This window comes from Nitrospirota bacterium (genome assembly GCA_030645475.1).
In the GTDB taxonomy this organism is placed as follows: domain Bacteria; phylum Nitrospirota; class Nitrospiria; order Nitrospirales; family Nitrospiraceae; genus Palsa-1315.
Genome location: JAUSMA010000021.1, coordinates 14,312 through 38,736 on the forward strand (window position 1 = coordinate 14,312; position 24,425 = coordinate 38,736).

Consider the following 24,425-nt stretch of genomic DNA (forward strand, 5'->3'; position numbering starts at 1 on the left):
TCGCGATACGCCATTCGCCATAAGCTCTTCTGCGACTCCTCCACCGTGGCACGAAAACCCTCTACTCGACAGTTGATTGATTGGGATCACCAATACCTCTGGCATCCCTTCACCCAAATGCAGGAATGGGAACAGGAAGAACCGCTCATCATCGAGCGCGGAAAAGGCTCCTACCTGATCGATACGGAGGGGAAAAAGTATCTCGACGGGACCTCCTCCATCTGGGTCAATCTACATGGGCACCGCCATCCGGCGCTCGACCGTGCCATCAAGGCCCAACTCGATAAGATCGCACACTCGACCTTCCTGGGCCTCTCCAATCCCCCGGCGATTCAGCTCGCCCGTGAACTCATTCGGATCGCACCCAAAGGTCTGAAGCGCGTATTTTATTCCGACAACGGATCAACGGCGGTCGAAGTGGCGCTCAAAATGGCAGTCCAGTACTGGCAGCAACGGCACCCAGAAGCAGGCACCAAGAATACCTTTCTCCATCTGAAGCTGGCCTACCATGGTGATACGCTCGGCGCAGTCAGCGTGGGCAATATCGAACTGTTTCATGGGCGGTTCAAATCGCTTCTCTTCCCCACTCTGGAAGCAGATGCTCCCTATTGCTATCGCTGCCCGCTCAACCTGACCCATCCGTCCTGCCACATGGCCTGCCTCGATCCGATCGAACGGATCCTCAAAGAACGGCACCGTGAACTGGCCGGCTTCATCATTGAGCCATTAGTCCAAGCTGCCGCCGGCATGATCACGGCCCCACCGGGCTATCTCATGCGAGTACGCGAACTCTGCACGAAATATCAGGTGCTCTTGATTGCCGATGAAGTGGCCACCAGCTTCGGCCGCACCGGGAAAATGTTCGCCTGCCAACATGAGGGGGTGACGCCGGACTTGATGGCGATCAGCAAAGGATTGACCGGCGGCTACATGCCGTTGGCCGCGACGCTGACCACCGAAGAGATCTACAAGGGGTTTCTCGGGAAATACGAAGACTTCAAAACATTCTTCCACGGCCATAGCTATACAGGAAACCCGCTCGGCTGCTCCGTGGCGCTGGCGAATCTTGAGCTGTTCAAGAAAGAAAAAACGCTCGCTCGACTGCAACCCAAGATCAAAACGATGGCGCGGCTGCTTCAACCCCTGAGGCAACTGCCCCATGTGGGGGACATCAGGCAGCGAGGATTCATGGCTGCCATCGAGTTGGTGCAGGACAAGAACACGAAGAAGCCCTATCCGCTCGAAGCACGGGTTGGCCACAAGGTAACGATGGACGCACGTCGCCGAGGGCTCTTACTCCGCCCGATCGGCAACGTCATCATCCTCATGCCGCCGCTCAGCACGTCGCTTCCTGAACTCAGACGCATGGTAGAAATTCTACAAGCTTCCATCGAAACCGCAACGCTAGCCCTGGCATCCGGCCCACGCCCATAAAACAGGCGACTGAACTGGGCTGGCCAGACGATTCCCTGTGCTCGCGCAACGCGCGGCCTCAGAAGGCCCTCGTTGGACACGCCCACCTTGGGAAATCGCCAGAGACCTCCCTTGCACGACATTCCCACATTAGATTGATAGATACGGCTACAACTTTGCATTAACTGGCCCACATCAAATTGCTGAGCCTGTCTCGCAATGATACAGGGCCTGGCACAGTAGATTGAGGATTCGCAGCACACCGACTCCATCGTGACTGCGCAAGCTTCAGGCATGAACAGTTCGAGGCACCCAATGATGGGCCCACTAGCTGAGCATTAGGCAGAGCGCCACACAACGTGGCGAATAACGTTGGATCGATTGTCCAGCCGGGAAAGAAGCCTCGGCAGACCGGTCGTCAAGAATCGCGATATATTATACCGCTGGCACAATCGTGCCCCCCCCCAGATCCCCCAAAGAGACAACAGTAACAGCCCCCCTACCATCGCAAGAGGCATTCTTGTCACCGTTGCGGATAATAAATATATACAGGTGTAGTACAAGAAGAATTGCACGATAAATATAGGGAGCGCATTCCGCCCGATCGGCTCGACGGCTCTCATGGCTCCTCTCATCCATGACTGTTCTGTCTGCGCAAACAGGACGCCAAGAAGGAGCAAAGCCGCGCCTCCATACGCCAATAGATAGACCAACCCTGGAGGATATTTCTGATAGAGAGACAGGGACTGGCGCCACTCGGGATCGAGCGCCACTCCGCCAAATGAGGTGAGCAGGGCGATCCCCGCTTTGAACACGATCGCCGTGGCAATCATCCCAAGAGAAACGTTCAGAAGACGCCGACTCACGGGCCTCAGACCTTGAGCGGGAAGATCCTTCAACCATGCCCCCACTCCACTCCCGGCCATATAGACCCCTAACCAGGGAAACAACGGAAACTGCGCCACGACATGGTCCTGGGTTGGCCCACAGAGCACACTCCTGATCACTTGATACAGCGGGTCTTCCGGATTCCAGTAGAGCCAGAGGAGCCAACTTCCGATGGAGAGGCATCCCCCTAGCACAAAGCGAAATCGCCTACCGATGGCAGGCACCACAAACACACCGATCATCACACAGAATGCAACGGTATCAGTGATATAGGTCTGCGACATGGCAGGGCCAAAGCCCCATAGTGCGGCAAACGACAAGGCAATCAGCACGTGGCCGATCGTCACTAAAAACAACGCCCGATCCAGCACGTGCAGGCGAAATGCCGCGAAGTGAGCGCCCTTGACCTCAGCCTGATAACCCAGCAACACCCCACTGATCAGCACGAACATCGGCGACGCAGCCCTGCAGGCCAGCGTGAGCGTATCGACAATCCAGCTCTCTATCGGGCCCTCCAGGGGAAGTTGCCGGGAATGAAAGATATCCACGAAATGCGCGATACAGACCAGCAGCATGGCCATCCCACGTGCCGAATCTAATGCAAAGAGGCGACGATCTTGCACCTGTGCGTACCCCCTCAACTCATTATCCCCGACAGCGCGAAAGTCTCCCACGTCACGACCAGACAAGGTAAACGATCATGACTCACGCGGTGTTACGACTATATCGTCGAAAGGGAACTGTGCCCATTCACCATCAGAGGGGGAAGACCACTCCCTTCAGGGGGGGTAAACTACCGGAAGGACTATACCTTGGGCAGCTGTTAGAGCGGCGACTGGAAGCCCTGACGAGGCCCGTATCAGGTGACGCGGACCTGTTCTCCAGCCCTCACATTGAGAGCTCTGGCGGCACTGCTTTCCTGGATGAAGAATTCAAGCCGTCCATGGCTATTGACCAATGCGCAGGGATGGTTGGGCTGCCCATCGCTATAACAGGCAACGAGCCCCTCAATACTGCGCTCCGCGATACGAATTGTCGGCGACGTTCGCTGCGTAACCGTTCGCACGTCGTCCAGATGCTTCGCGGTGATGTTGGAGATAAGATTGCCGAATCGATCAACGGACACAATCCGTCCGACCAACTCTCGATCGCGCCATACCGGCTCATCGAGTTGGAGCCCGACAGGATCATCGACGAGCCGACCAAATGACGCGAACGACCGCCCCCTCGCAAGCCAGGCTGCCGCCGGCGCAAAGAGGTCACGGCCATCGAACGTGGCCCCTGCCGATTGAAGGCGAGATGGCGTCTGCTCGATCTGCCGAATCTCCACATGCCGCTCGTCTCGCAGCACCTGAGTAAGGAGTCCGTTATCTGGCGCAATAAAATAGCACCGTGACGTCGCGACCAGGAGAGGCCGCCTGGCACTTCCAACGCCGGGGTCGACGACCGCCACATGAATCGTCCCATCGGGGAACGAGCGGTAACAGGAATGCAGGACGTATCCCGCTTCTTCGATCTGGTGAGGAGCAATTTGGTGGGAGAGGTCGACGATACGGGCATCGGGATGAATGGTAAGGATCACCCCCTTCATGCTCGCCACAAACGAGTCCCGATCGCCGAAATCGGTCAACAGCGTGATGAGCCCCTGAGGGTGCGGCACTAGAGCTCCTCGAAACGAATCTCCACCACCTCGTATTCGACCATCTTCACCGGTGTCTTGACCTCGACGAAATCGCCGACGCGCTTGCCGATCAACGCCTTGCCGACCGGAGACTGAATGGAGATCCGATTCACTTTCATGTCGGCTTCGTCCTGTCCCACCAGCGTGTACTGCCGCTTCGACTGCGACTCCTGTTCGATGAGGAGCACGGTCGCGCCGAACACGATCGTCTCGGAAACCCGCCCGGCCGTTTCGATGATGCGGGCATCGGCTAACTTCGCCCCAAGCTCGATGATGCGCGATTCGATAAATCCCTGGCGTTCTTTGGCGGCATCGTACTCTGCATTCTCGCTCAGGTCGCCATGGGCGCGCGCTTCAGCGATGGCCTCGATATTTTTTGCACGCTCGACTTTGCGCAAACGATCGAGCTCTGCCTGGAGCGCCTCGTGCCCCTTTCTCGTGATCGGTGTCGGCATGGTCTACATCGTCCCCTATGAGTGGTGGTGATACTCCTGCAACGACCGGATGGTCAGCTCTGTCTTGAGAATCGCTTCAATGCCCATGACCGCCGCCCGTGCCCCCCGTATGGTCGTATAATAAGCCAGCCCTTTATTGAGAGCCTCCCGGCGGATCGACAAGGAATCAGCATGGGCCGAGGCGGTGCGTACCGTATTCACCACTAACGCGATCCGGCCGTTCTTAATATGGTCCACGACATGCGGGCGGCCTTCCTTGACCTTATTCACGGTCTCCGTATGGACTCCGTGGTCGCGCAAATAAGCTGCCGTTCCACTCGTGGCTTCAATGGCAAACCCCAGCCGCTGCAGTTGTTGCACGACTTCCAACGCCGCCGGTCGATCGCTCTCCTTCACGCTGATGAAGGCCGTGCCGCCCTTCGGCAGGGGCGCACCGGCGCCTGCCTGAGATTTCGCGAAGGCCCATCCGAAATCCTGATCGATGCCCATGACTTCTCCGGTGGACTTCATCTCCGGGCCCAAGAGCACATCCACCCCCGGAAACTTATTGAAGGGGAAGACGGATTCTTTCACAGACAGATGTGCGGGCGCAGGGGCCTCGACCAGCCCCAATTCAGGAAGGGTCTTACCCACCATGGTCTTCATCGCCAGCTTGGCCAGCGGCACACCAATGGCTTTACTCACGAACGGCACGGTGCGTGAGCCTCGAGGATTCACCTCCAACACATAGATCGTCTTGTCTTTAATCGCAAATTGCGCGTTCATCAGGCCGATCACCCCGAGCTCCAGGGCCAACGCCTTCATTTGTCGACGAATCTCTTCGACAACACTGTGATCAAGTGAATAGGGCGGCAACGAACAGGCTGAGTCCCCCGAATGCACCCCGGCTTCTTCGATATGCTCCATAATCCCGGCCACCACGACGTTCGTCCCGTCTGAAATGGCATCGGCATCGACTTCAATCGCATCAGAAAGATACTTATCGATCAGCACGGGATGTTTCGGCGAGGCTTTCACGGCCGACTTCATATATTCCAACAAGCCGGACTCGTCGTAGACGATCTGCATGGATCGCCCGCCCAGCACATACGAAGGCCTCACCATGACCGGATAGCTGATCTGCGCGGCGATCCGAAGGGACTCGTCAACGGATCGGGCCATGCCGCTCTCCGCTTGGCGAAGCCCGAGCTTATTTAAGAGGTCGCGGAATCGTTCTCGATCTTCTGCTCGGTCGATCGCGTCAGGACTTGTGCCCAGAATTCGCACCCCGGCCTTGGACAAGGGGAGCGCGAGCTTGAGCGGAGTCTGCCCGCCGAACTGTAAGACGACACCCAACGGCTGTTCGCGCTCCACGATGTTGAGGACGTCCTCCTCAGTCAACGGCTCAAAATAGAGCCGATCCGAGGTGTCGTAGTCGGTACTCACCGTTTCGGGGTTGCAATTCACCATGATCGATTCGATGCCTTCTTCGCGAAGCGCCATCACCGCATGAACACAGCAGTAGTCGAATTCGATCCCCTGTCCGATACGATTCGGTCCTCCCCCGAGGATGATGACTTTCTTCCGGTCTGTCGGGCGCGCCTCACATTCGCTTCCATATGTCGAATAGAGATACGGGGTATGGGCTTCAAACTCTGCGGCGCAGGTATCGACGCGTTTATACGTCACCCCTCTGCGGCCCTGGCCTGCACGGGTCCGCTGCTTCCTGACGGAGGCCGATGTGGACCCGATGAGCTGCGCGATCCGATCGTCTGAAAATCCCAGTTCTTTGGCTTGCCACAGAAGCGACTCTTCAAGCGCGGATGATTTCTTCCCTGCCTGGCCGACCAGCACCGCTTCAAATTGAATCAGCTCCCGGATCTGCTCGAGGAACCAGGGGTCGATCATCGTGAGGGCAAAAAGGTCGTCATTGGACAGACCGAGTCGCATGCCATCGGCAACATGCCACAGCCGCTCCGCAATCGGAGTCCGCAGATGTTGGCGTACCCGCTCCAGCGCTTGTGGCCGATCGAACCCTTCAGGGATGCCTCGGTCCAACCCCTCCCGCGAGGAGAACCCGTTCATGTTCAACTCCAGCGAACGAATCGCCTTCTGCAAAGCTTCCTTGAAGGTCCGCCCGATCGCCATCACTTCGCCCACGGATTTCATCTGTGTCGTGAGGGTTGGATCGGCTCCTCGGAACTTCTGAAACGCAAAGCGAGGGATCTTCACCACCACATAGTCGATCGTGGGTTCGAAGGAGGCTTTAGTCACACCGGTAATGTCGTTGGTGATTTCATCCAGCGTGTAGCCCACGGCGAGCTTCGCGGCAATCTTGGCGATAGGAAATCCCGTCGCTTTGGAAGCCAGTGCGGAGCTCCTCGATACACGAGGATTCATTTCGATGATCACCATGTCGCCATTCTTAGGATTCAGGCCGAACTGGACGTTCGATCCGCCGGTATCGACGCCGATCTCACGCATAATCCGAACCGCAGCATCCCGCATGCGTTGATATTCTTTGTCCGACAGTGTCATCGCCGGTGCGACGGTGATGCTATCGCCTGTATGCACGCCCATCGGGTCCAGATTTTCGATCGGACAGATAATGACGACATTGTCCTTAAGGTCCCGCATCACCTCAAGTTCATACTCTTTCCAGCCAATCAGCGATTCCTCGATCAGCACTTGACTGACCGGACTCATCGCTAAGGCCCAGTCGATCAGCTTCTCGAACTCTTCCCGATTGTAGGCGATGTTTCCACCGGTTCCACCCATGGTAAACGACGGTCGAATGATCGCCGGGAATCCGACCTGCTCAAGAATCTTGATCGCTTCTTCACGGGTATGCGCCGTTCCGCTGGTTGGCACGCGCAACCCGATACGCTGCATCGCATGTTTGAACGCTTCGCGATCCTCAGCCTTATGAATCGCTTCGGCGGACGCGCCGATTAGCTTCACTCCGTATTTTTCGAGCGTCCCCCGCTTGACCAAGGCCATCGTCGCATTCAACGCGGTCTGTCCTCCCATGGTTGGGAGCAGGGCGTCAGGACGCTCACGCTCGATCACTTTCTCAACCACCTCAGCTGTGATCGGCTCCACATAGGTCCGATCGGCCAACTCTGGATCGGTCATGATCGTTGCCGGGTTGCTGTTGATAAGAATGACCCGGTAACCTTCTTCTCTCAGAGCTTTGCAGGCCTGCGTGCCGGAATAGTCGAACTCACAGGCCTGACCGATCACGATCGGGCCAGACCCGATCAACAAAATGGATTTGATATCTGTTCGCCTTGGCACAGAAACCTCGTTTCAGGGTCAGCTAACTAGTTTGTGGCATGGGCCCGATGGTCGGCCTGTATGGCGCTGGTGGCGGCGGAACCGCCCCTCCCCCAGGCCCATGATAATACTGGAGCGCCTCGGGAAGCCAGGCTTCAATCTGGTTGATACGTGTCAAATCGGACGGATGAGTGGAAAGAAACTCAGGGATCGCCTGCTGCGAGCGGAAGCAGACCTTACCGATCATCTGCCTCGGACAGCCGCTCATGCGCTCCCAAAATGGAACCGCTTGACGCGGATCGTACCCGGCCTGGGCCATCAATCGAAGTCCAATGTAATCGGCTTCTGATTCTTGTTTTCGATTAAACGGCAGCGACACATTGACCCCGTAGGCCCCCAACAGGCCCTGGATCGCACCGGGATTGGCATGGCCTGAGGCCGCCGCACCCAATGCGCCCAATTGGGCAATTTGGTCCAGGATACTTCGACTCATCCGTTCGACCCCGTGACGCTGCAACGCATGTGCGACCTCATGCCCCATCACGGTTGCCAAGCCCACATCGTCTTTCGTCGTCTTGAGAATTCCGGTGAAGATGGCGACCTTCCCGCCTGGGAGGGCGAACGCATTAACCATCTTATCGTCTTGAATGACCGCAAATTCCCACTGATATTCAGGCTTGTTCGCAGCGTCAGCGATTTTCCGTCCCACCCGATGCACCAACTCATTCACTTCGGCATTGTCACTCAGAGGCGCCGAGCGCAACACCTCGCGGAACGCGCTCAATCCGAATTCCAGCTCCTTCTCTTCGGAGAAAAAAATCACCTGGTCGCGAGCCGTACCCGGTGCGCGATAACAACCGGTCAAACTGCCGAACAGACTCAGCGCCGTGCCGACCCCTAGGACCGTACAGAGGTTCATGGCTCCATGGGCGCCCAGCGCCAGCATCGCTCGTCGCCCGACCGGCGTCGCTAACGCTCGCTCGACGGAATCCGAACTGTGATCAGCCGAACATGCCATACGACCCTACGGCATCCAGAGATACATGAACTGTGGCGTACCACCCCGTACCATCGACAGCAAATCCAAATTGGCGAACCCGGCCATACTCACAGAACTCGTCCCGAACAGACGCGAGTATATATTATTCTGATATTCCCCCCGACGCCCATAGGTCACAACCCGCGCCTCGGTCAGACCCGCCTTCTTCTTGGCCAGCTCGAGCGCGTCATCAAGATACCCGATCTCGTCGATCAAACCTGCCGCCTTGGCCTGATCTCCTGAATAGATCCGTCCATCGGCCAACTTCTTGATTTGATCGGCCGTCAGATGGGGACGCCCCTCCTGTACCACGGCCAGAAACCGATGATAGAAGGAATCGATCACGCTCTGAAAAATCCCCCGCTCTTCCGGCGTCATGACTCGAAAGGGTGAGCCCATGTCCTTGCGGGGGCCTGAGGTGATGGCGTTCGCCTCGACACCCACTTTTTCAAGCAAGCCTCGCGCATTGACGGTCAGCATGATGACACCGATGCTGCCCGTCACCGTTGAGGGATGGACCAAAATGCTGTCCGCTGCCATGGCCAAGTAGTAGCCCCCAGACGCCGCAACATCCATCATCGAGGCAATCACGGGAACCTTCTTCTTGAGCTTGAACTCCCGCAACTCGTGATACAGAATGTCCGAAGCGGTCACCGTTCCACCCGGACTGTTGATCCGAACGACCACCGCTTTCACCTTGTCGTCCTTCGAAGCCCTTGTCAGCTCTTCCCTGAACGTAGCCAACATATTAGGCTGCGACACGAGCCCGTCTTTATCTTGTGAGCTGATCACACCCGATAGGTCGAGCAACAACACTTTCCCCTCGCCTGTGCCGCTCAGCTGTACTTCTTGCACCGGCCCCGATGGTTCGATGAGGTTGACCGTGATGCAACTGGATTGCAGGCTGATGGCCGCAAGGAGACACAGCCGACCAAGAGTGACACACATTTTATGCATGCTGTTTCTCCATCAGCTGAATAAACTCGGTGAATAAATAGGCCGAGTCATGGGGCCCGGGGGAGGCCTCCGGGTGATACTGCACCGAGAATACTGGACGATCCACACAGGCCAATCCTTCAATGGAGTGATCGTTCAGACTCAGATGTGTCACCGCGACCTTCCCGAACGACGTCTCGATGACGGGCGGCCGATCTGGAATGGCACTGATCGGCTGCGTGACTTGCACGGCGAAGTTGTGGTTCTGCGACGTGATCTCGACTTGTCTCGTGCGGAGATTCATGACGGGATGATTCGCCCCATGATGGCCGAACTTTAACTTATAGGTCTTGAGCCCCAGTGCGAGGCCAAGAATCTGATGTCCTAAACAAATACCGAAGAGCGGATACTGACCGATCAACTCCCTCACCGCCTCGATGGCGTACGGTACCCCTTCAGGATCCCCTGGCCCGTTCGACAGAAAAACCCCGTCCGGCTTGAGCGCGTGAACCTGCTTCGCGGTGGTCGAAGCCGGCACAACGGTGACGGCACAGCCCACATCCACAAGTTGGCGAAGAATATTCTGTTTCACCCCAAAATCATAGGCCACAACATGCCAGCGTCTGGTCGCAGCAACGCGAGGCTTGTCGCCGAGCGAAGGAATCCATTCACCCGATCCCTCCGTCCATTGATAGGACTTCTCGCAGGTGACGGTGGTCGCCAGATCGCGGCCAATGATGCTGGGGGCCGCTTTCGCCTTCTCCACAGCTCGGCGGGCATCCATCTCAACATGGGTAATGAGGCCCTGCTGCGAGCCATATTCGCGCAAGTGGCGCGTGAGGGCCCTCGTATCCAGCCCTTCGATGCCGACGATCTTCGCATCCTGTAAATAGTCTTGGAGCTGCTGTTTGCTGCGCCAGTTACTGGCGAGCGAACTGGCCTCTTTGACGATGAATCCTTCAGCCCAGATCCGCCTCGACTCGATATCCTCCGGTGTGACCCCGTAGTTTCCAATGTGGGGACAGGTCATGGTAATGATCTGTCCTTTATAGGAAGGGTCGGTCAAAACTTCCTGGTAGCCAGTCATGGCCGTGTTAAACACGACTTCGCCGACTGTCTCCCCTTCATATCCCAATGCACGCCCCTCGAAGAGCGTGCCATCCGCCAATGCTAATAACGCTTTTTTCACGTGAGCGCTCCGTCCCGATGCAGCAATCGTTTAGCCTTGATTCCGGTCAATAGGATACCCAGCACGAGATTCACCATATAGAACGACCGGACCGGCATGTGAATACGGAAAAATGCTTCGAACGCCGCCTTCCTTGCGACCTCATCTTTTACGGCGAAGGCCTGCGCTTGAAGCGAGGCGGCCTGTGGATGCAGCCAGAGAATAATGACCCCAGCAATCACCGACATCCCCACTAGCAACGCCATCTCGCTCCGACTAACCACCACCGCCTGGTTTCCACTCCACCAGCGATACCAGGTTCCGGCACATAAGATAGCCAGCGCCCCGATCACGAAGCGATTATATCCCTCAAACGCTCGCGTCAGAAAGAACCCGCCTGAGTCCTGCCCACCGAACGTATTAAAGACAGCTGGAATGACCGCTCCAATGAGCACCAGCAATCCGCCGACCCATATGCCCAAGGCCAGCCATTCACAGGTCAGGCAACAGACCAGGCCCCAGCGGAAGTGGCGTGGCACTAGCCCTCCGCCTGACTGGCCTCGAACACGACCCGGCCGCCGACGATGGTCGTCCGCACTCGCCCCTTCACCTTCCATCCGGCAAAGGGGGTGTTTCGACTTTTCGAGAAAAACCTGGCCGGATCGACCTCCCACGATTCCTGTTGATCGACAATCGTGACATCGGCATCGGCCCCGACCGCCAACGTGCCTTTGGCCAATCCAAATACCTTCGCCGGAGCGGTACTCAGCTTATCGACCGCCGCCTCCAACGACAAGACCCCTTCATCGACCAAGGCGAAGGTCAACGGTAGTGCTGTCTCCAACCCGACAATGCCGAACGGCGCTTCGGCAAAACCCAGCTGTTTTTCCTGAGTGGCATGCGGCGCATGATCCGTGGCAATGACATCAATGGTCCCGTCGCGAAGACCGTCCTTAATAGCTTGTACATCCTTCCAGGTCCGAAGCGGGGGATTCATTTTGGCATAGGTGTTGTACCCTCGGACCGTTTCCTCCGTGATGGTAAAGTGATGGGGGCAGGCCTCGGCCGTCACTTTCAGTCCACGGGACTTGGCCTCTCGCACCATCCGGGCCGAACCCTCTGTGCTGATATGAGCTAGATGCAGCCGGGCTCCGGTCAGTTCCGCCAAGGCAACATTACGCGCCACCATCACATCTTCTGCCGCAGAGGGAATTCCGGGGAGCCCCAACTCGGTTGAGATAGCCCCTTCGTTCATACAGCCTCCCTCGGCGAGATGCAGGTCTTCGCAATGATCGACCACCGCCACATCGAAGGCCAAGGCGTACTCCATCGCTCGCCGCATCACCAAACTGTTCATCACCGGCTTCCCGTCGTCCGAAATGGCGACACAACCGGCACGCCGCAAGTCGCCGATCTCCGCCAGTTCTTTCCCTTCGGAGCCTTTCGTGATCGCGCCGATCGGAAACACATTCGCCAGCCCAGCCGCCCGCGCCCGTTCGAGCATGAACTCTGTAATCGCTTGATTGTCATTGACGGGATTGGTGTTCGGCATACAACAGACCGACGTGAACCCGCCGGCTACCGCCGCCGCCGCTCCACTCTGAATCGACTCTTTGTATTCGAAACCAGGCTCCCTGAAATGGACATGAAGATCGACAAAGCCTGGAAGAACCAATCGTCCCCTAGCATCAATCTTCGTGGCCCCTGCGGGAGCCGTCAGATTCGGCCCCACCGCGACGATTCGCCCTGCATCGATCAGCACATCGGCCACGCCATTGAACCGTCCCGGATCGATCACGTGCCCGCCCGCAATATGAATAGCCACGATTCAGTTCGCTCCTGACATAAGATAGAGAATACCCATGCGAACGGCCACGCCGTTCGCCACCTGATCCAGAATGACCGAGGACAAACTATCGGCCACCTCAGGAGCAATTTCGACCCCTCGATTGATCGGACCTGGATGCATCACGATAGCCCCTGGGTCGGCTAACTTGACCCGTTCAGCCGTCAGCCCGTAAAGCCGCGCATATTCGCGGATGGTTGGAAACATCGCCTTGCCCTGCCGTTCGAGCTGCAATCGCAACATCATGATGACCTGCACGCCGCGCAAGGCCTCATCGAGATGATAATAGACTCGTGCGCCCAGCTTATCGACGCCACTGGGTATCATCGTCGGCGGCCCTACGACCCGAACTTCCGCTCCTAACTTGACCAGCGCATGAATGTTCGAGCGAGCCACCCGGCTATGCGCCACATCTCCGACGATCGCCACCTTGAGCCCCTCGAACGACAGGCCTCGCTCCCGAATGGTATAGAGATCCAGGAGGCCTTGGGTCGGATGCTCATGCCACCCGTCTCCGGCATTGATTACGGAAGATTTCACCCCGCGGGCCAGGGCCTCGGCTGCACCGGCCGAGGGGTGGCGCAAGACGATAATATCCGCCTGCATCGCCTCGATATTGCGCGCGGTATCGAGCAATGTTTCGCCTTTGACCACACTGCTCGACGACGGCGAAAAATTGATGACGTCGGCGCTCAGCCGTTTTGCCGCCAACTCGAACGAGGTGCGCGTCCTCGTACTGGGCTCAAAAAACAGATTGACCACGGTGCGCCCACGAAGTGCCGGGACTTTTTTGATTTCCCGACCGCTCACCTCCTTGAACGAATCGGCCGTCTCCAAGATTAACCGGATCTCGTCGACGGACAAGGGCGCTAGGCTCAAGAGGTCTTTGCGTTTGAGGCTCATCGTTTTCTCCACCTCAGGCCTTGAGAATCACCACCCGATCATCTTCGCCTTGTTCTTCCAGCAACACTTGAATGTTCTCTTCCCGAGACGTCGGAATATTTTTCCCGATATACGTGGCCTTGATCGGCAACTGGCGATGGCCCCGGTCGACCAGCACGGCCAGCTGAATCTCTGCCGGTCGCCCCAGATCGATCAACCCATCCATCGCCGCACGGATGGTTCGTCCTGTGAACAGGACGTCATCGACCAACACAATAATCTTGTCAGAAATATCAAACGGAACCGATGTCTTGCGGAGAATCGGCTGCTCTTTCCGCATCGAGAGATCGTCCCGATAGAGCGTAATGTCCAATTCACCGATCGGCACCGACGCCGCTTCAATTTCCTGGATACGTTTCACCAACCGATGGGCCAGATGCACGCCCCCGGTTCGAATCCCGACCAGCGCCAAATCCTGCACGCCCTTATTCCGTTCGAGAATTTCATGGGCAATCCGGGTGACCGCCCGCGCAATATCTCCCGTGTCCATCACGAGCCGCTCTTGAGGTCGATCCTGTGGTGTAGGGTTCATCGTATTGATTCCACGCATAAAAAAACCCTCTCATCGAAATCCGACGAGAAGGTTGGGGTACATCGACAGACTGATAGGTACTTGAAGCCCACGAACACTCCTTGCTCACCTCGCAGGATGAGCATTAAAGGTTGCGTTATCTTACTGAGGCCGAAGGAACGCTGTCAAGCCGTGAGACGATACTCGCTCTACAGGTCCGCACTGAGAGGTTCCACCTCTCCAGTTGATGGAGCCACGACTCGCCATGAACTCGACGAAGCGAGCGCCAGCAGCAGAATCGCTGCCCAGTGACGTGACAACGAACACGCAGTGGAGCGGCCACGATCAATATGGAGGGACGACGATGGCCGCCAAGAGTCCTCTCGAAATGGCCGTACCGACGATCATGGATAGAATAGGCTGAGTTGTTCCCGCGCCAGAGGCAGACCTACCGTTAAACACAATGCAATGCTCTCCCCCATGGGCGCCCATCCACAATTAGCCAACCCACAACATATGGTGGTCAGATGCATGCAAGGCGAGATGCCTTCCTGTCTCTCCAGGGAAAAAACTGGACAGTGAGATGCATAGTTGGACCACATCGGCATCGAACGCTCAATATTTCTCGTTCACCAACCGATACAGGTCATAACAGAAACTGAGACCAACGTTACCTGATCCAACACACAGAGGAGGACCGATTATGTGGCAGCCGGAAAAGCAGGACAACAGACGTTCGACGCAATCCCTCTCAGACCTGGAGGGCATCATCCCTTCATCGCCAAACTCTCGACCGGAATCGACTGAAGCCATCGTGGCCTTCGTCGGCAAAGGCGTCGAATTCAAAGGCACGATCTCATACAGCGGAACTGTGCGGATCGATGGCTTTCTTGATGGAGAGATCCACACCGACGGGACCTTGCTGGTCGGAGAGGAAGCCGTCCTCACAGCCAAAGTGAGCGCAGGGACCATCGTGTGTATGGGAAAAATCACCGGCGATGTCGTGGCAAAAGAAAAAATCAAGCTGCTCGCTCCTGCCGTGCTCAATGGCGGCGTAAAGACCCCGATGCTCTCGATCGAGGACGGCGTACTCTTCAATGGCACATTGGAGATGACTCAAGCAGTTCGAGAAGTGAGCCGGGAAACGACGCTCCGCTCCGTCGATGACGCCAGCGTTTCACCCATCAAGCGAGCCGCAGTATAGGGCCCATGAAACGTAACCTGACTGCCTCTCGTATGAACGCACAGCAACGTGGATGCCCAACTCGCATGCACAGGGCCTCCGAGCGACCGATCCGAACAGCCGTGCGGGCTTGTCATAGGGAGCGCATGTATTAGGAGGATGTCATGTGGGCGTTCGGAAACACTCAACCGGGGACAGTAACGGGGCAGGAAGATTTTACCTTTCTGGGAAAGGACGTCGTCTTTAAAGGCACCCTGACCTTGGAGGGAAACGTTCGTGTCGATGGTCAGCTTGAAGGTGAACTCCACTCAACCGGGACGCTGACGGTTGGGGAACATGCGATCATCAAAGGCAACATCACGGCCGGGGTCTTAATCACGAGCGGCAAAATCAAGGGAGATGTCACGGCCTCTGAAAAGGTCACCATCCTGAACCCGGGGATTGTGATCGGCGATATCCGCACTCCGACAATTTCCATTGAGGCAGGAGCGCACTTTCACGGCTTATCCGATATGGGGACAGAGAAATGGGTCGAGGACCGCGATGCACCGAGCGAGAAGGTTCATGACCTCACCGTCCACCGTGGAAGACTGCGGGCACCAGACTACTAGATTCCGCTAGGGGTGTTTGAGCTCTTCGAGCGAAAACTGCTTGGGCAGCATCACCGGAATCACGATGCCGATGGGATCGCCCCGCTTAATGGTCGTCGGCTTCGTGAGTTGCAGAAGGAAATTCGCCGTGAACGCGTCATAGTCCTGAAGCCAGTCGTACATATTCGGCGTACGTTTATACTCTTGGGTCTTAATCCCCTCCCATACAAAAAATGTCCGATCGGGATAATGATAGAAATGGTTCGGCACGTCCTTCATCATCAAGCCCACCTGCTTGGGATAGTAGAACCGGATGCCGCAGCAGAGCTTGGGATACCCGCTATTTAAAATGAGATCGACATAGGTCCCTGAAAACGACTTGTAGCCCAGGATTCGCTCTTCCGGCAAAATCGGCGGGGCCTGCCACTTGACCCCATCGGTCGTTCGGCGAATCTTACAGTCAGCGGGAGACCGAATGAGCCACCCGTACTGCCCCACCGTTCGCACTGGTCCACAATCATCAGGAAGCACCTTGTAGCCCTCAACCGCCACCGTCCTCTGCTCGTTCAATGACATCCCGGACAACAACGGCCGATGCGGCATGAAATCGAGCTTCAATCGCTCCGGCGCGAAGGCCGTCGAATACTCCCGCTCCCAATAGATGACGATCTTGTCGCTCGGCTCTTCGCCGTCGACCTGCTCTGGCGTCGGTTCGCTCATAGGGATAACCGTAATCGATCCATGACATGTAGTGCAAGCATGTTACACCTTCTTCATGTGGAACAACGTCAGCCCTGCCTTGAGTGTGGCTCTCGGCAAGATCGTGCGATGCATCCGAAATGTGGGAAGCTGTTCGACCAGCTCTTCCCAACAGACCTGGAGTCCAACGGTCGGACCCTGTCGACCCAACTGTGCCGGACCAATGACGAAGGCATGGCCTCCTCCCCGAAGAGCCCGGCTGATCCCCTTCATATATTCGGCCAACCTAGCTGGTTGGTCGCCGCCCTCATAGGGTATCCAGTGATACAGCAAATCATAGGAGTGAGAAGCCTCTTGCTCTTGCGGTCCTTCGGTCGAAACGAATCGGATGTGTGAGAGCCAATCCCACCGCTGCAACTCGGCACAAACGCTCCAGAGCTGTTGTGCTTGTTTTTGAGCAAGCGCGGCATCATACATCCGCACGGTATAGTCTCTTGGCCGATCAAACATCATGCAGGTCGCGATCACGGCGTCGCCGTTGTCGATAAGGACACGCCCGGCATGCGAAAGCGCCGCGCCAATTTCCCTGTCCTGCTCACCAAGATCTTGTAGATAATCCGCCACAAACGGTTGTGCCGCACGTTCACCGATTTCAGATTCGTCTTCCGGATAGAGCAGCACTGCGCCATAGGCTTTGGATGGGGGGATGAACGGAACTCCCTGGACAAAGACCGACCGCCAATCGACCGGGCTCATGGCCACAGGCGCGCCAGTCTGGTCCTGGCTCCCCGGCGGCAAGGTCATGGCCAACGTGGTCGCACGATCACGATCCTTCAGGATGATATGCGTTCCGGCAATTGCGGCACTCCGGTCACAGTGGGCAAACCGACGGCCCTTCGAGCTCAGATAGGATAGCCCGGAGGAATCTGCCGCCACGGTCACCTTGCGCAACAAGCCGTCTTGGAATGTCAGACAAGCCTCCGCTCGTTGATCAAAATATCGAGTCGGCGGTTTCCCAGCGGGCAGCCAACTGACTTGATTGGACCGCTCAGGATTCATAAAGAGCGTGAACGGATGGCTCCCCCCAGGTGCCTGCGGGGTAAAGAAACTACTAAACAAACCAAAGGCCGCTTCCGACGGATAGGTCGGAATCCCCCGATATCGCAAGGGGCGTGGAGTTGCACGCTTCTCGTTCTGATCGTCATACAGTCCGCGTATCAATTCAAACACGGCAGACCCTGTTCCCGGCAGCAGTGACTTGAAGAGTTCGACGACCGGCAAAAAATCAATAGATGCCCAATTCATCGCTCCCATGCAGGACATAAAACGAGCTCGTCCGAAGTCCCCATCCTGAAGGACATAGAAGGCATCTTTTCGTTGACGAATCGTTGCCCGACCGGTCGGCCCGATCACAAGATCCTCATCCCGGTAAAAAAATCTGACTTCTTCGATCGGGACCCGAAGAGCCTGCGCGGCCATCGCTCGCAGATCGTCAGCCGTCAGCCGCTGCCAACCGGGCTTACTGGCAAGATTGAGGTTGGTTTCATTTACCAACCCAGCCGGCTTCAACCCCACCCATTGTCCCCAATCTAAACGGATTCGAGCACGGAGCAGAACCACCGCGCCTGCGGCATCCGTCCCCCACTCGCATTCATGTAACAGGTGTCCATCCGGATCGGTTGCCAGAAACCGGCGACCGTCCTGGCGATAGAAGACAAGATGCCCGGTGGGCTGGCGGACGACTCGTCCTCCCGCCTGTTCGAGATCCTCTGCAAAGGGAAGATTGACTGGAAAGTGAAGGTGACCGGACGTTCTCAGTGCGAGAGAGAGTGGATCGGAAGACATCTACTCGCGGACTTGCCCGCTCCCCAATACGATAAACTTGAAGCAGGTCAATTCTTCAAGCCCCATAGGGCCTCGAGCATGGATACGGGACGTGCTGATCCCGATTTCCGCTCCCAGCCCGAACTGAAAGCCATCGTTTAACCTGGTCGAGGCATTCACCAACACCGCACTGGCATCAACCTCGCGCAAAAATCGCATCGCCTTGGGATAATCGGAGGTCACGATCGCCTCCGTGTGGCGTGAGCCATATTTAGCGATATGCTCCATCGCTTCATCGACGTTCTTGACCACTTTGACCGCCACGGTGAGATCGAGGAATTCTTTTCCGAAATCCTCGTCGCTCGCGGGTTTGGCCGACGATGACAACTGACAGGTCTTCTGACAGCCGCGAACCTCGACCTTGGCCTCTACCAACTTCTCAATAAATGGGGCGAGCCAGTTGCGCGCAATGCCCTGATGCACTAAGAGTGTCTCCACCGCATTGCAGGTCGACGGCCGTTGCACCTTCGCATTGAAACAGACCCGCTCCGCCATGGCCGGATCAGCATCGGCATCGACATAGATGTGACAAACCCCTGCGTCGTGCTTGATGACAGGGATCGTGGCATGCTCGGTTACGACGCGCATGAGCGATTCGCCGCCGCGCGGGATGATCAGGTCGATATAGCGATCTTGCTTCAGCAACAGAGGGACCAGCTCACGTTCGGACCGCGCTACAAAAGTAATCGCCCCAGCCGGGACTCCGGCTTTCTCTGCCGCTTCTGCTAAGACCGTTGCAATCGCGGTATTCGAGTGGATGGCCTCGCTCCCGCCCCGCAACACGCAGGCGTTCCCGGATTTCAAACAGAGCGCGGCGGAATCGGCCGTGACGTTCGGACGGGACTCATAAATAATGCCGATGACGCCGATGGGAACCCGTACGCGCCCCACTTGCATCCCATTCGGCCTGGTCCACATCTTCGGCATGTCTCCGAGAGGATCGGGAAGCGCAGCCACTTCGCGCAGACCCGCAGCCATCTCAGTAATCCTCTCGGCGGTCAAACGCAGCCGGTCCGCCATCGCCTGCTTCTCCGGCTCAGCTCCGAACGCCTCCAGATCCAGTTCGTTGGCAACAAGCAACGCATCCTTCTGTGCTTCCAGCGCCTCTGCCATCGCAAGAAGCGCCCGGTTCTTCACAGCGGTCGACAGCGTCGCGAGCCGGCCAGCGGCCTGTTTGGCGCGCGTAACCAATTCATTGACATACTCTGGAATCGGTACGGGAGTCGCAACGACTTCCACGACCGTTGATTCTTCGATGGGTTCGAGCGAGGTGTCCGCCTGATTCGTTTGGTCAGATAACATAAAAAAGACTGATCCCTTGTGACGTGAGAGCTGGGATAGGATACAGCGGGAGTTTCGACGCGGTCAAGGCAGCCATTGTAGGCCGTTTTCCCTTCGGAATAGACCAGGGAAAACGACCCCTCGCGCCAGAACCAACACTTAGATCACTTTCTTAAAGTATTCGATCGTCCGAAGGAGGGCCTCGTCGAGCTCTACTTGAGGCTCCCATTTCAGGAGACTGCGCGCCCGTGAAATATCGGGCCGTCTGACTTTTGGGTCATCGGCAGGCAAAGGGTTGTACGTGATGTGGCTCGATGATCGGGTGAGCTTCAAGACCAATTTTGCGATCTCCAACACGGTCAATTCACGCGGATTTCCAATATTCACAGGGTCGTGCATACTGGAGTCATCCTCGCCTTCTTTCTGCCTGAGCAGAAACTTTCGGTCCGTCCGTTGCTCGACCGTCTTGTCTGAATCCAGCATGAGCAATGAGGTAATGCCGCGGACCAGGTCCTCGACATAGCAGAAGCTCCTGGTCTGGGACCCATCGCCGAATACACTGAGCGGTTTTCCCTGGAGTGCCTGAACGATAAAATTAGACACAACCCGGCCATCGTGCGGGCGCATGCGTGGACCGAACGTATTAAAAATACGCACAATCCTCGTATCGACGCCGTGATAGCGATGAAACGCCATGGTCATCGCCTCGGCAAACCGTTTAGCTTCATCGTAGACCCCACGTGGACTAATGGGATTCACATTCCCCCAGTACGTTTCCGGTTGGGGGTTCACGAGGGGATCGCCATAGACTTCCGATGTGCTGGCAAGGATAAATCGCGCGCCTTTTGCTCGTGCCAACCCCAGCACTTTATGCGTCCCCATCGCCCCGACCTTCATCGTGGCAATCGGAAACTCCATATAGTCTTGCGGACTGGCAGGCGAGGCAAAATGCATGACGGCATCCAATGCCCCCTCGACATGAAGATAGTCGCACACGTCGTACTTAATGAAGGAAAACCGTTCGTGCCCAAGCAAATGGGCAATGTTCTCCATCCGTCCCGTCAGGAGGTTGTCCATGCAGATGACGGAATGTCCGCCTTGCAGCAGCAAGTCGGAAAGATGGCTCCCGAGGAACCCAGCTCCACCTGTAATAAGGATACGCATACGATGACGCCTCTTTTACGCTTCTCTCGTTATGAATACCATAACATTTTCAGGAATCGCTACAGGGATGCTGGCAGGGATTATGGATTCATGCTCGGCTGCCCCTGAGTTGACGGGGAAACTGACGTGCCGACGCCGGCTATGTTCGAGGATCCCGTCGCTGATGGCACCACCGCACCAGGCGCAGCCCCTTGTGGCACGTTCGGAGCGGATGAGGGATTCGGATGTTGGAAGACCCAATCATGATAAGTGGTTCGTCCTTCAAAATGCCGGACAGCAAGGGGAAAGTCATGCTGCCGGAATGGCTTTGCGTAACTCTTACTCCGCACACCCATGATACCGCCTGTCGGGGCCAGGAGATATTCCCACTCCCCATGCCCCATCGGATCAAGATAGACCTTGCGTAAAAACGGTTTGGGCAATCTCGTGAGTTCCGCCAATGTCTGGGGATAGACCTCCCCCGGCATCACACGGCCCGCCTTTACCGTCGCGGAATAGAATGCGAGGGCATTCTGAATCTCAATTCCTTTGGCCAACAGGTCCGCCTCAAGTTCCCGCTGGACGATGACCTTCCATTGTTTTGCTGCCGCAGTCGTGGCAATGCCGATCAAGACGATCGCAAACATGAGCATGAGGTAGGTCACACCTTGCTCGCAGATAACTCGTCGCTGAGGGCTGATACGCATAGAACCGTTAGGGCTGTATCGGAGCTTCCTCTGAGAGCAAGACCGTATACTCGAGTCGTGACGGACGATCTTGCAACGTCACACTCTCTTGCGTGATGGCCTTCACCAGAACATGATTCTCTACAGTTTCTCCGATCCTGACGACATGGAGATCGTCATTCCTCCTGAGTACAGCCATCTGACCGGTTTTTCGCCACGCGTCCTCCATCCGCACAAACCCGAGATAGTGGAACTGTCCTAATTCATCAAGGACGGCCTGTTGGCGCAGCGCCTGCTCCGACCGAGGATCAGGCTCAGACTGGTGTGCACTGGCCGCCTCTGAATCATTGCGGCGAGGCGGGGCAAAGATATTACGTGGCGTCGTGAACGTCATCTCTCGTTGCGTCCTTGTCGCGGCAAGAAGGTCAAGCTGCACGTGCACCCTATCGACTCCTCCACGAGGTGCCAGCGGCCTGGACGCAGGGCCCGTCATATTTGCCAGTGGCACACGCACGGGTTCTTCGACAGCCAGCCATTGCCAGGCAACAATGCCACCCCACAATAGGCCGAGCACGGCCAACGCCATCACTTTTTTTCGATTCGTCATCATCATGTCTCGACGCTACTGAACCGTGGCCTTGGCAGGCTCGCCACGAAGGTACGTGGCAATCTTAATGTTGAAAGTCAACGTCTGGTCCTGCTGGGCGCCTGAGCGTACAAGCTCCAAATCCTCAATGTATATCAACTCCTCGGCCGTCTCCAGGTCATAGAGAAACCGGCGGAGATCCTCGTAGCGACCGGTCATCGTGCCTTGAAGCACACCCTTACTCGTATGGGCCACCGGCGTGGATTCAGTCTTATAGGAGAGCGCGGGAAGGATCACCCGATCACGCTTGGCCTCCTCAGTAATGCCCAGCGCCAAGGGAGCAAAGTCTCGTTCACCAGGCAAGACAGACCACACTTGCGCAAGATCCTTCCGCGCTTTCTGAGCGTCCTTATGGAAGATATACTCTTGATGGGCGTTGCTCCATTCACGTTCCAATTTGGCCCGACTCTGTTCCGCCCCATCAATCCCCACCGTGCACGTCGCCCACAATACTCCGGTCAGCAGCAACACCAACGCGAGCCACGGAATCAAAATCCCATAGGGTTTTCGCAGCTGTTGGAGAATAAAATCCATCATGTAGCTCTAGGCGCCAGGTTGCCGATAGTGCAACGTCAGGTCAAACTCAACCAAACCATCCTGTCCTACCCGATGTTGGCCCAGCACAGGATCGCGAAACACGGCGTGATCCTGCAAGGTAACCGTCAACGCGGTGACATCTTCAACCGTCACCGCCAACCCAGTCATGTGGACGACCGCGCTCCCGGGATCCAGTCGTATACTCTGAATCGACACATGCGGGGGGATCGCAGTTTCAAGAGCGGACAAAAACTGTGTCCAGGAAAAATGCCGTTTAGTGAGCAACTGGTTCGCTAAACTGACCTCTACCGGTAACTGTTGCAATGACGGCCCTGAGAGATCAAGGCCTTCCCGCTGGGCCTCGGCAAGAAGCTGATGATCTTGCACACGAACATGATCGAGGCGATCTTGCAAGTCCTGCCGATCGTGCATCGCGATCACTGTCTGGCTCACACTCCAAAGAATTGCCCCCCCCAGGATCCAGCTGAGCGCAACCAGCACGACTCGTGTCGGCGCAAGATACCAACGGTATCGGCTGCTCAGTTCGATCTGAAAATACCGTGTGCCTCCTGGCTTCACCAGGACGCTGTTCACCCTGCCTGCGAACACCCGAAAGAATTTTCGCCCAGAAGCCATCGCCTACATCACCCCCGCCACGGCAGAGAGCGTCGCCCATGACCTGCTCCCCCCATCGTGAATCCAGCCCAACCGCTCGACTGCTTTCCAATCCAAACTCTCAGTCGACAGACCGAGTTCGCGAGTCAACGCCTCTTCAAGCGTCGGAAATGGGCTATCGCTGGCAAGCACAACCTCCGCCACGTTCAGGCCTGGGTGATGCTCGCCACAGGCACGAAGTGACGCGGCACATTCCTCAACGATGTTGTTGGCCACGTCGGAACCAGGATCTTCTTCGCCTGCAAAACATTCAACGCTCAACCGCTTGGTCCGAACAAATACCAATCGGCCCTCCTGCAGCACAAAACAGGTCAATCCGCCATCCGATACACTGACCCAGAGCAAATCACGGCCCGCCCGTTTCCGCCCGCCTGCGGCTTTCAACCAGAGATTGAATAGACGAAAGCTGGCCACGCCGACTTCCTGCGGAAGCAAGCCGGCCGACTCACAGAGGGACTCATATTGCCTCAAGATGGTTTCTTGTATCGCCACGACGAGCACCACATGGGAACGTTGGTCTCCTGCGCCATATGAGGGGAAGCCCTGCCAGACAATCTTGGCTCCAGCCAAAGGCACCAGCTGCTCCTGCCCTACGCGCCAACGAATCAGCGCCTCTTGCTCTTCCGCCTGAGCCGGGAATTGGTCCAACTGCAACACCGTCGTGCGCACCGATAGATCCGGCAACAGCAACACAATCGGATGTGGAACGTTTGGCAACCACACGCGCCCTGCAAACCGAACGTCTCGACTTGGTCCTGCCAACGACCGAAGACGGGTTTCTACCGCAGACAGGTCTGTCAGATTCAGATCCATGGGGGATAGCTTGATGGCCCCGTTCGGTATCGGCGAGAGAGCACAGCGGTAACGATATCGCCCTCGCCAGGTGCGGACCGCCTCTCCCCAAGCGAGCGTCTGCGCGCCTATTTTCAAGCAATGCCGCGGACGATTAGGAGCAAGTCCCCACATC

Annotated in this window: 24 protein-coding genes; 4 read left to right on the plus strand and 20 right to left on the minus strand. The window is 56.8% G+C overall.

Going from position 1 to position 24,425, the window contains the following annotated elements; translation table 11 throughout:
• The first annotated feature begins 45 nt into the window (after positions 1–45).
• Complete coding sequence (bioA, locus tag Q7U76_06035) at positions 46–1,434, plus strand: adenosylmethionine--8-amino-7-oxononanoate transaminase (GenBank protein MDO8355930.1); 1,389 nt, start codon at positions 46–48, stop codon at positions 1,432–1,434.
• Between the two features lie 317 nt (positions 1,435–1,751).
• Here the strand turns inward: bioA and opgC are convergent, their stop codons facing one another.
• The 11 genes from opgC to pyrR all read right to left on the minus strand — a co-directional run bounded on the left by opgC (position 1,752) and on the right by pyrR (position 14,155).
• Positions 1,752–2,975 (minus strand): OpgC domain-containing protein, encoded by a 1,224-nt coding sequence (opgC, locus tag Q7U76_06040; protein MDO8355931.1) that lies wholly within the window; start codon positions 2,973–2,975, stop codon positions 1,752–1,754.
• A 185-nt stretch (positions 2,976–3,160) separates the two neighbouring features.
• Entirely contained in the window at positions 3,161–3,961 is an 801-nt protein-coding gene (locus Q7U76_06045) for an SAM-dependent chlorinase/fluorinase (GenBank protein ID MDO8355932.1), read from the minus strand.
• A complete protein-coding gene (gene greA / locus Q7U76_06050; protein ID MDO8355933.1) occupies positions 3,961–4,437 on the minus strand; it encodes a transcription elongation factor GreA in 477 nt (158 codons plus the stop codon). The genes Q7U76_06045 and greA overlap by 1 nt, the downstream gene beginning before the upstream one ends.
• Before the next feature lie 15 nt (positions 4,438–4,452).
• Positions 4,453–7,713 (minus strand): carbamoyl-phosphate synthase large subunit, encoded by a 3,261-nt coding sequence (gene carB / locus Q7U76_06055; protein MDO8355934.1) that lies wholly within the window; start codon positions 7,711–7,713, stop codon positions 4,453–4,455.
• A 22-nt stretch (positions 7,714–7,735) separates the two neighbouring features.
• The gene (locus Q7U76_06060) at positions 7,736–8,710 is read right to left on the minus strand and encodes a M48 family metallopeptidase (protein ID MDO8355935.1); all 975 of its coding nucleotides are present in this window, start codon (positions 8,708–8,710) and stop codon (positions 7,736–7,738) included.
• A 6-nt stretch (positions 8,711–8,716) separates the two neighbouring features.
• Complete coding sequence (gene sppA, locus Q7U76_06065) at positions 8,717–9,688, minus strand: signal peptide peptidase SppA (protein ID MDO8355936.1); 972 nt, start codon at positions 9,686–9,688, stop codon at positions 8,717–8,719.
• On the minus strand, positions 9,681–10,856 hold the full coding sequence (gene carA, locus Q7U76_06070) for a glutamine-hydrolyzing carbamoyl-phosphate synthase small subunit (GenBank protein MDO8355937.1): 1,176 nt from the start codon (positions 10,854–10,856) through the stop codon (positions 9,681–9,683). Before carA ends, sppA begins: the two co-directional genes overlap by 8 nt.
• Positions 10,853–11,374, minus strand: coding sequence for a DUF4149 domain-containing protein (locus Q7U76_06075; GenBank protein MDO8355938.1), 522 nt, complete (start codon positions 11,372–11,374; stop codon positions 10,853–10,855). The genes carA and Q7U76_06075 overlap by 4 nt, the downstream gene beginning before the upstream one ends.
• Positions 11,374–12,660 carry a dihydroorotase gene (locus tag Q7U76_06080; protein ID MDO8355939.1) on the minus strand — a complete coding sequence of 429 codons (1,287 nt, stop codon included), beginning with the start codon at positions 12,658–12,660 and terminating at the stop codon, positions 11,374–11,376. The genes Q7U76_06075 and Q7U76_06080 overlap by 1 nt, the downstream gene beginning before the upstream one ends.
• Before the next feature lie 3 nt (positions 12,661–12,663).
• A complete protein-coding gene (locus tag Q7U76_06085) occupies positions 12,664–13,584 on the minus strand; it encodes an aspartate carbamoyltransferase catalytic subunit (protein MDO8355940.1) in 921 nt (306 codons plus the stop codon).
• Between the two features lie 13 nt (positions 13,585–13,597).
• A complete protein-coding gene (gene pyrR / locus Q7U76_06090; GenBank protein MDO8355941.1) occupies positions 13,598–14,155 on the minus strand; it encodes a bifunctional pyr operon transcriptional regulator/uracil phosphoribosyltransferase PyrR in 558 nt (185 codons plus the stop codon).
• Positions 14,156–14,399: 244 nt separating this feature from the next.
• Here pyrR and Q7U76_06095 point away from each other — a divergent pair, with 244 nt between their 5' ends.
• From Q7U76_06095 to Q7U76_06105, 3 genes are all read left to right on the plus strand, one after another.
• Positions 14,400–14,558, plus strand: a complete 159-nt coding sequence (locus Q7U76_06095; protein MDO8355942.1) for a hypothetical protein — start codon at positions 14,400–14,402, stop codon at positions 14,556–14,558.
• Positions 14,559–14,837: 279 nt separating this feature from the next.
• Positions 14,838–15,338, plus strand: a complete 501-nt coding sequence (locus Q7U76_06100) for a polymer-forming cytoskeletal protein (protein MDO8355943.1) — start codon at positions 14,838–14,840, stop codon at positions 15,336–15,338.
• 143 nt (positions 15,339–15,481) lie between these two features.
• Positions 15,482–15,928 (plus strand): polymer-forming cytoskeletal protein, encoded by a 447-nt coding sequence (locus Q7U76_06105; GenBank protein ID MDO8355944.1) that lies wholly within the window; start codon positions 15,482–15,484, stop codon positions 15,926–15,928.
• Positions 15,929–15,934: 6 nt separating this feature from the next.
• Here the strand turns inward: Q7U76_06105 and Q7U76_06110 are convergent, their stop codons facing one another.
• The 9 genes from Q7U76_06110 to Q7U76_06150 form a co-directional block, all read right to left on the minus strand.
• Positions 15,935–16,627, minus strand: a complete 693-nt coding sequence (locus tag Q7U76_06110) for a hypothetical protein (GenBank protein ID MDO8355945.1) — start codon at positions 16,625–16,627, stop codon at positions 15,935–15,937.
• Positions 16,628–16,669: 42 nt separating this feature from the next.
• The gene (locus Q7U76_06115; GenBank protein ID MDO8355946.1) at positions 16,670–18,451 is read right to left on the minus strand and encodes a hypothetical protein; all 1,782 of its coding nucleotides are present in this window, start codon (positions 18,449–18,451) and stop codon (positions 16,670–16,672) included.
• Positions 18,452–19,792, minus strand: a complete 1,341-nt coding sequence (locus Q7U76_06120) for a glutamate-5-semialdehyde dehydrogenase (GenBank protein ID MDO8355947.1) — start codon at positions 19,790–19,792, stop codon at positions 18,452–18,454.
• A 138-nt stretch (positions 19,793–19,930) separates the two neighbouring features.
• Entirely contained in the window at positions 19,931–20,935 is a 1,005-nt protein-coding gene (locus Q7U76_06125) for an SDR family oxidoreductase (protein MDO8355948.1), read from the minus strand.
• An 80-nt stretch (positions 20,936–21,015) separates the two neighbouring features.
• The gene (locus tag Q7U76_06130) at positions 21,016–21,621 is read right to left on the minus strand and encodes a hypothetical protein (GenBank protein MDO8355949.1); all 606 of its coding nucleotides are present in this window, start codon (positions 21,619–21,621) and stop codon (positions 21,016–21,018) included.
• A 7-nt stretch (positions 21,622–21,628) separates the two neighbouring features.
• Positions 21,629–22,213, minus strand: a complete 585-nt coding sequence (locus tag Q7U76_06135) for a hypothetical protein (protein ID MDO8355950.1) — start codon at positions 22,211–22,213, stop codon at positions 21,629–21,631.
• A gap of 9 nt (positions 22,214–22,222) precedes the next feature.
• The gene (gene pilO, locus Q7U76_06140; protein ID MDO8355951.1) at positions 22,223–22,783 is read right to left on the minus strand and encodes a type 4a pilus biogenesis protein PilO; all 561 of its coding nucleotides are present in this window, start codon (positions 22,781–22,783) and stop codon (positions 22,223–22,225) included.
• A gap of 6 nt (positions 22,784–22,789) precedes the next feature.
• Positions 22,790–23,419: a PilN domain-containing protein gene (locus tag Q7U76_06145; GenBank protein ID MDO8355952.1), complete on the minus strand. Its 630-nt coding sequence runs from the start codon at positions 23,417–23,419 to the stop codon at positions 22,790–22,792.
• A 3-nt stretch (positions 23,420–23,422) separates the two neighbouring features.
• Positions 23,423–24,424: a hypothetical protein gene (locus Q7U76_06150; protein ID MDO8355953.1), complete on the minus strand. Its 1,002-nt coding sequence runs from the start codon at positions 24,422–24,424 to the stop codon at positions 23,423–23,425.
• Between the last annotated feature and the right edge of the window lies 1 nt (position 24,425).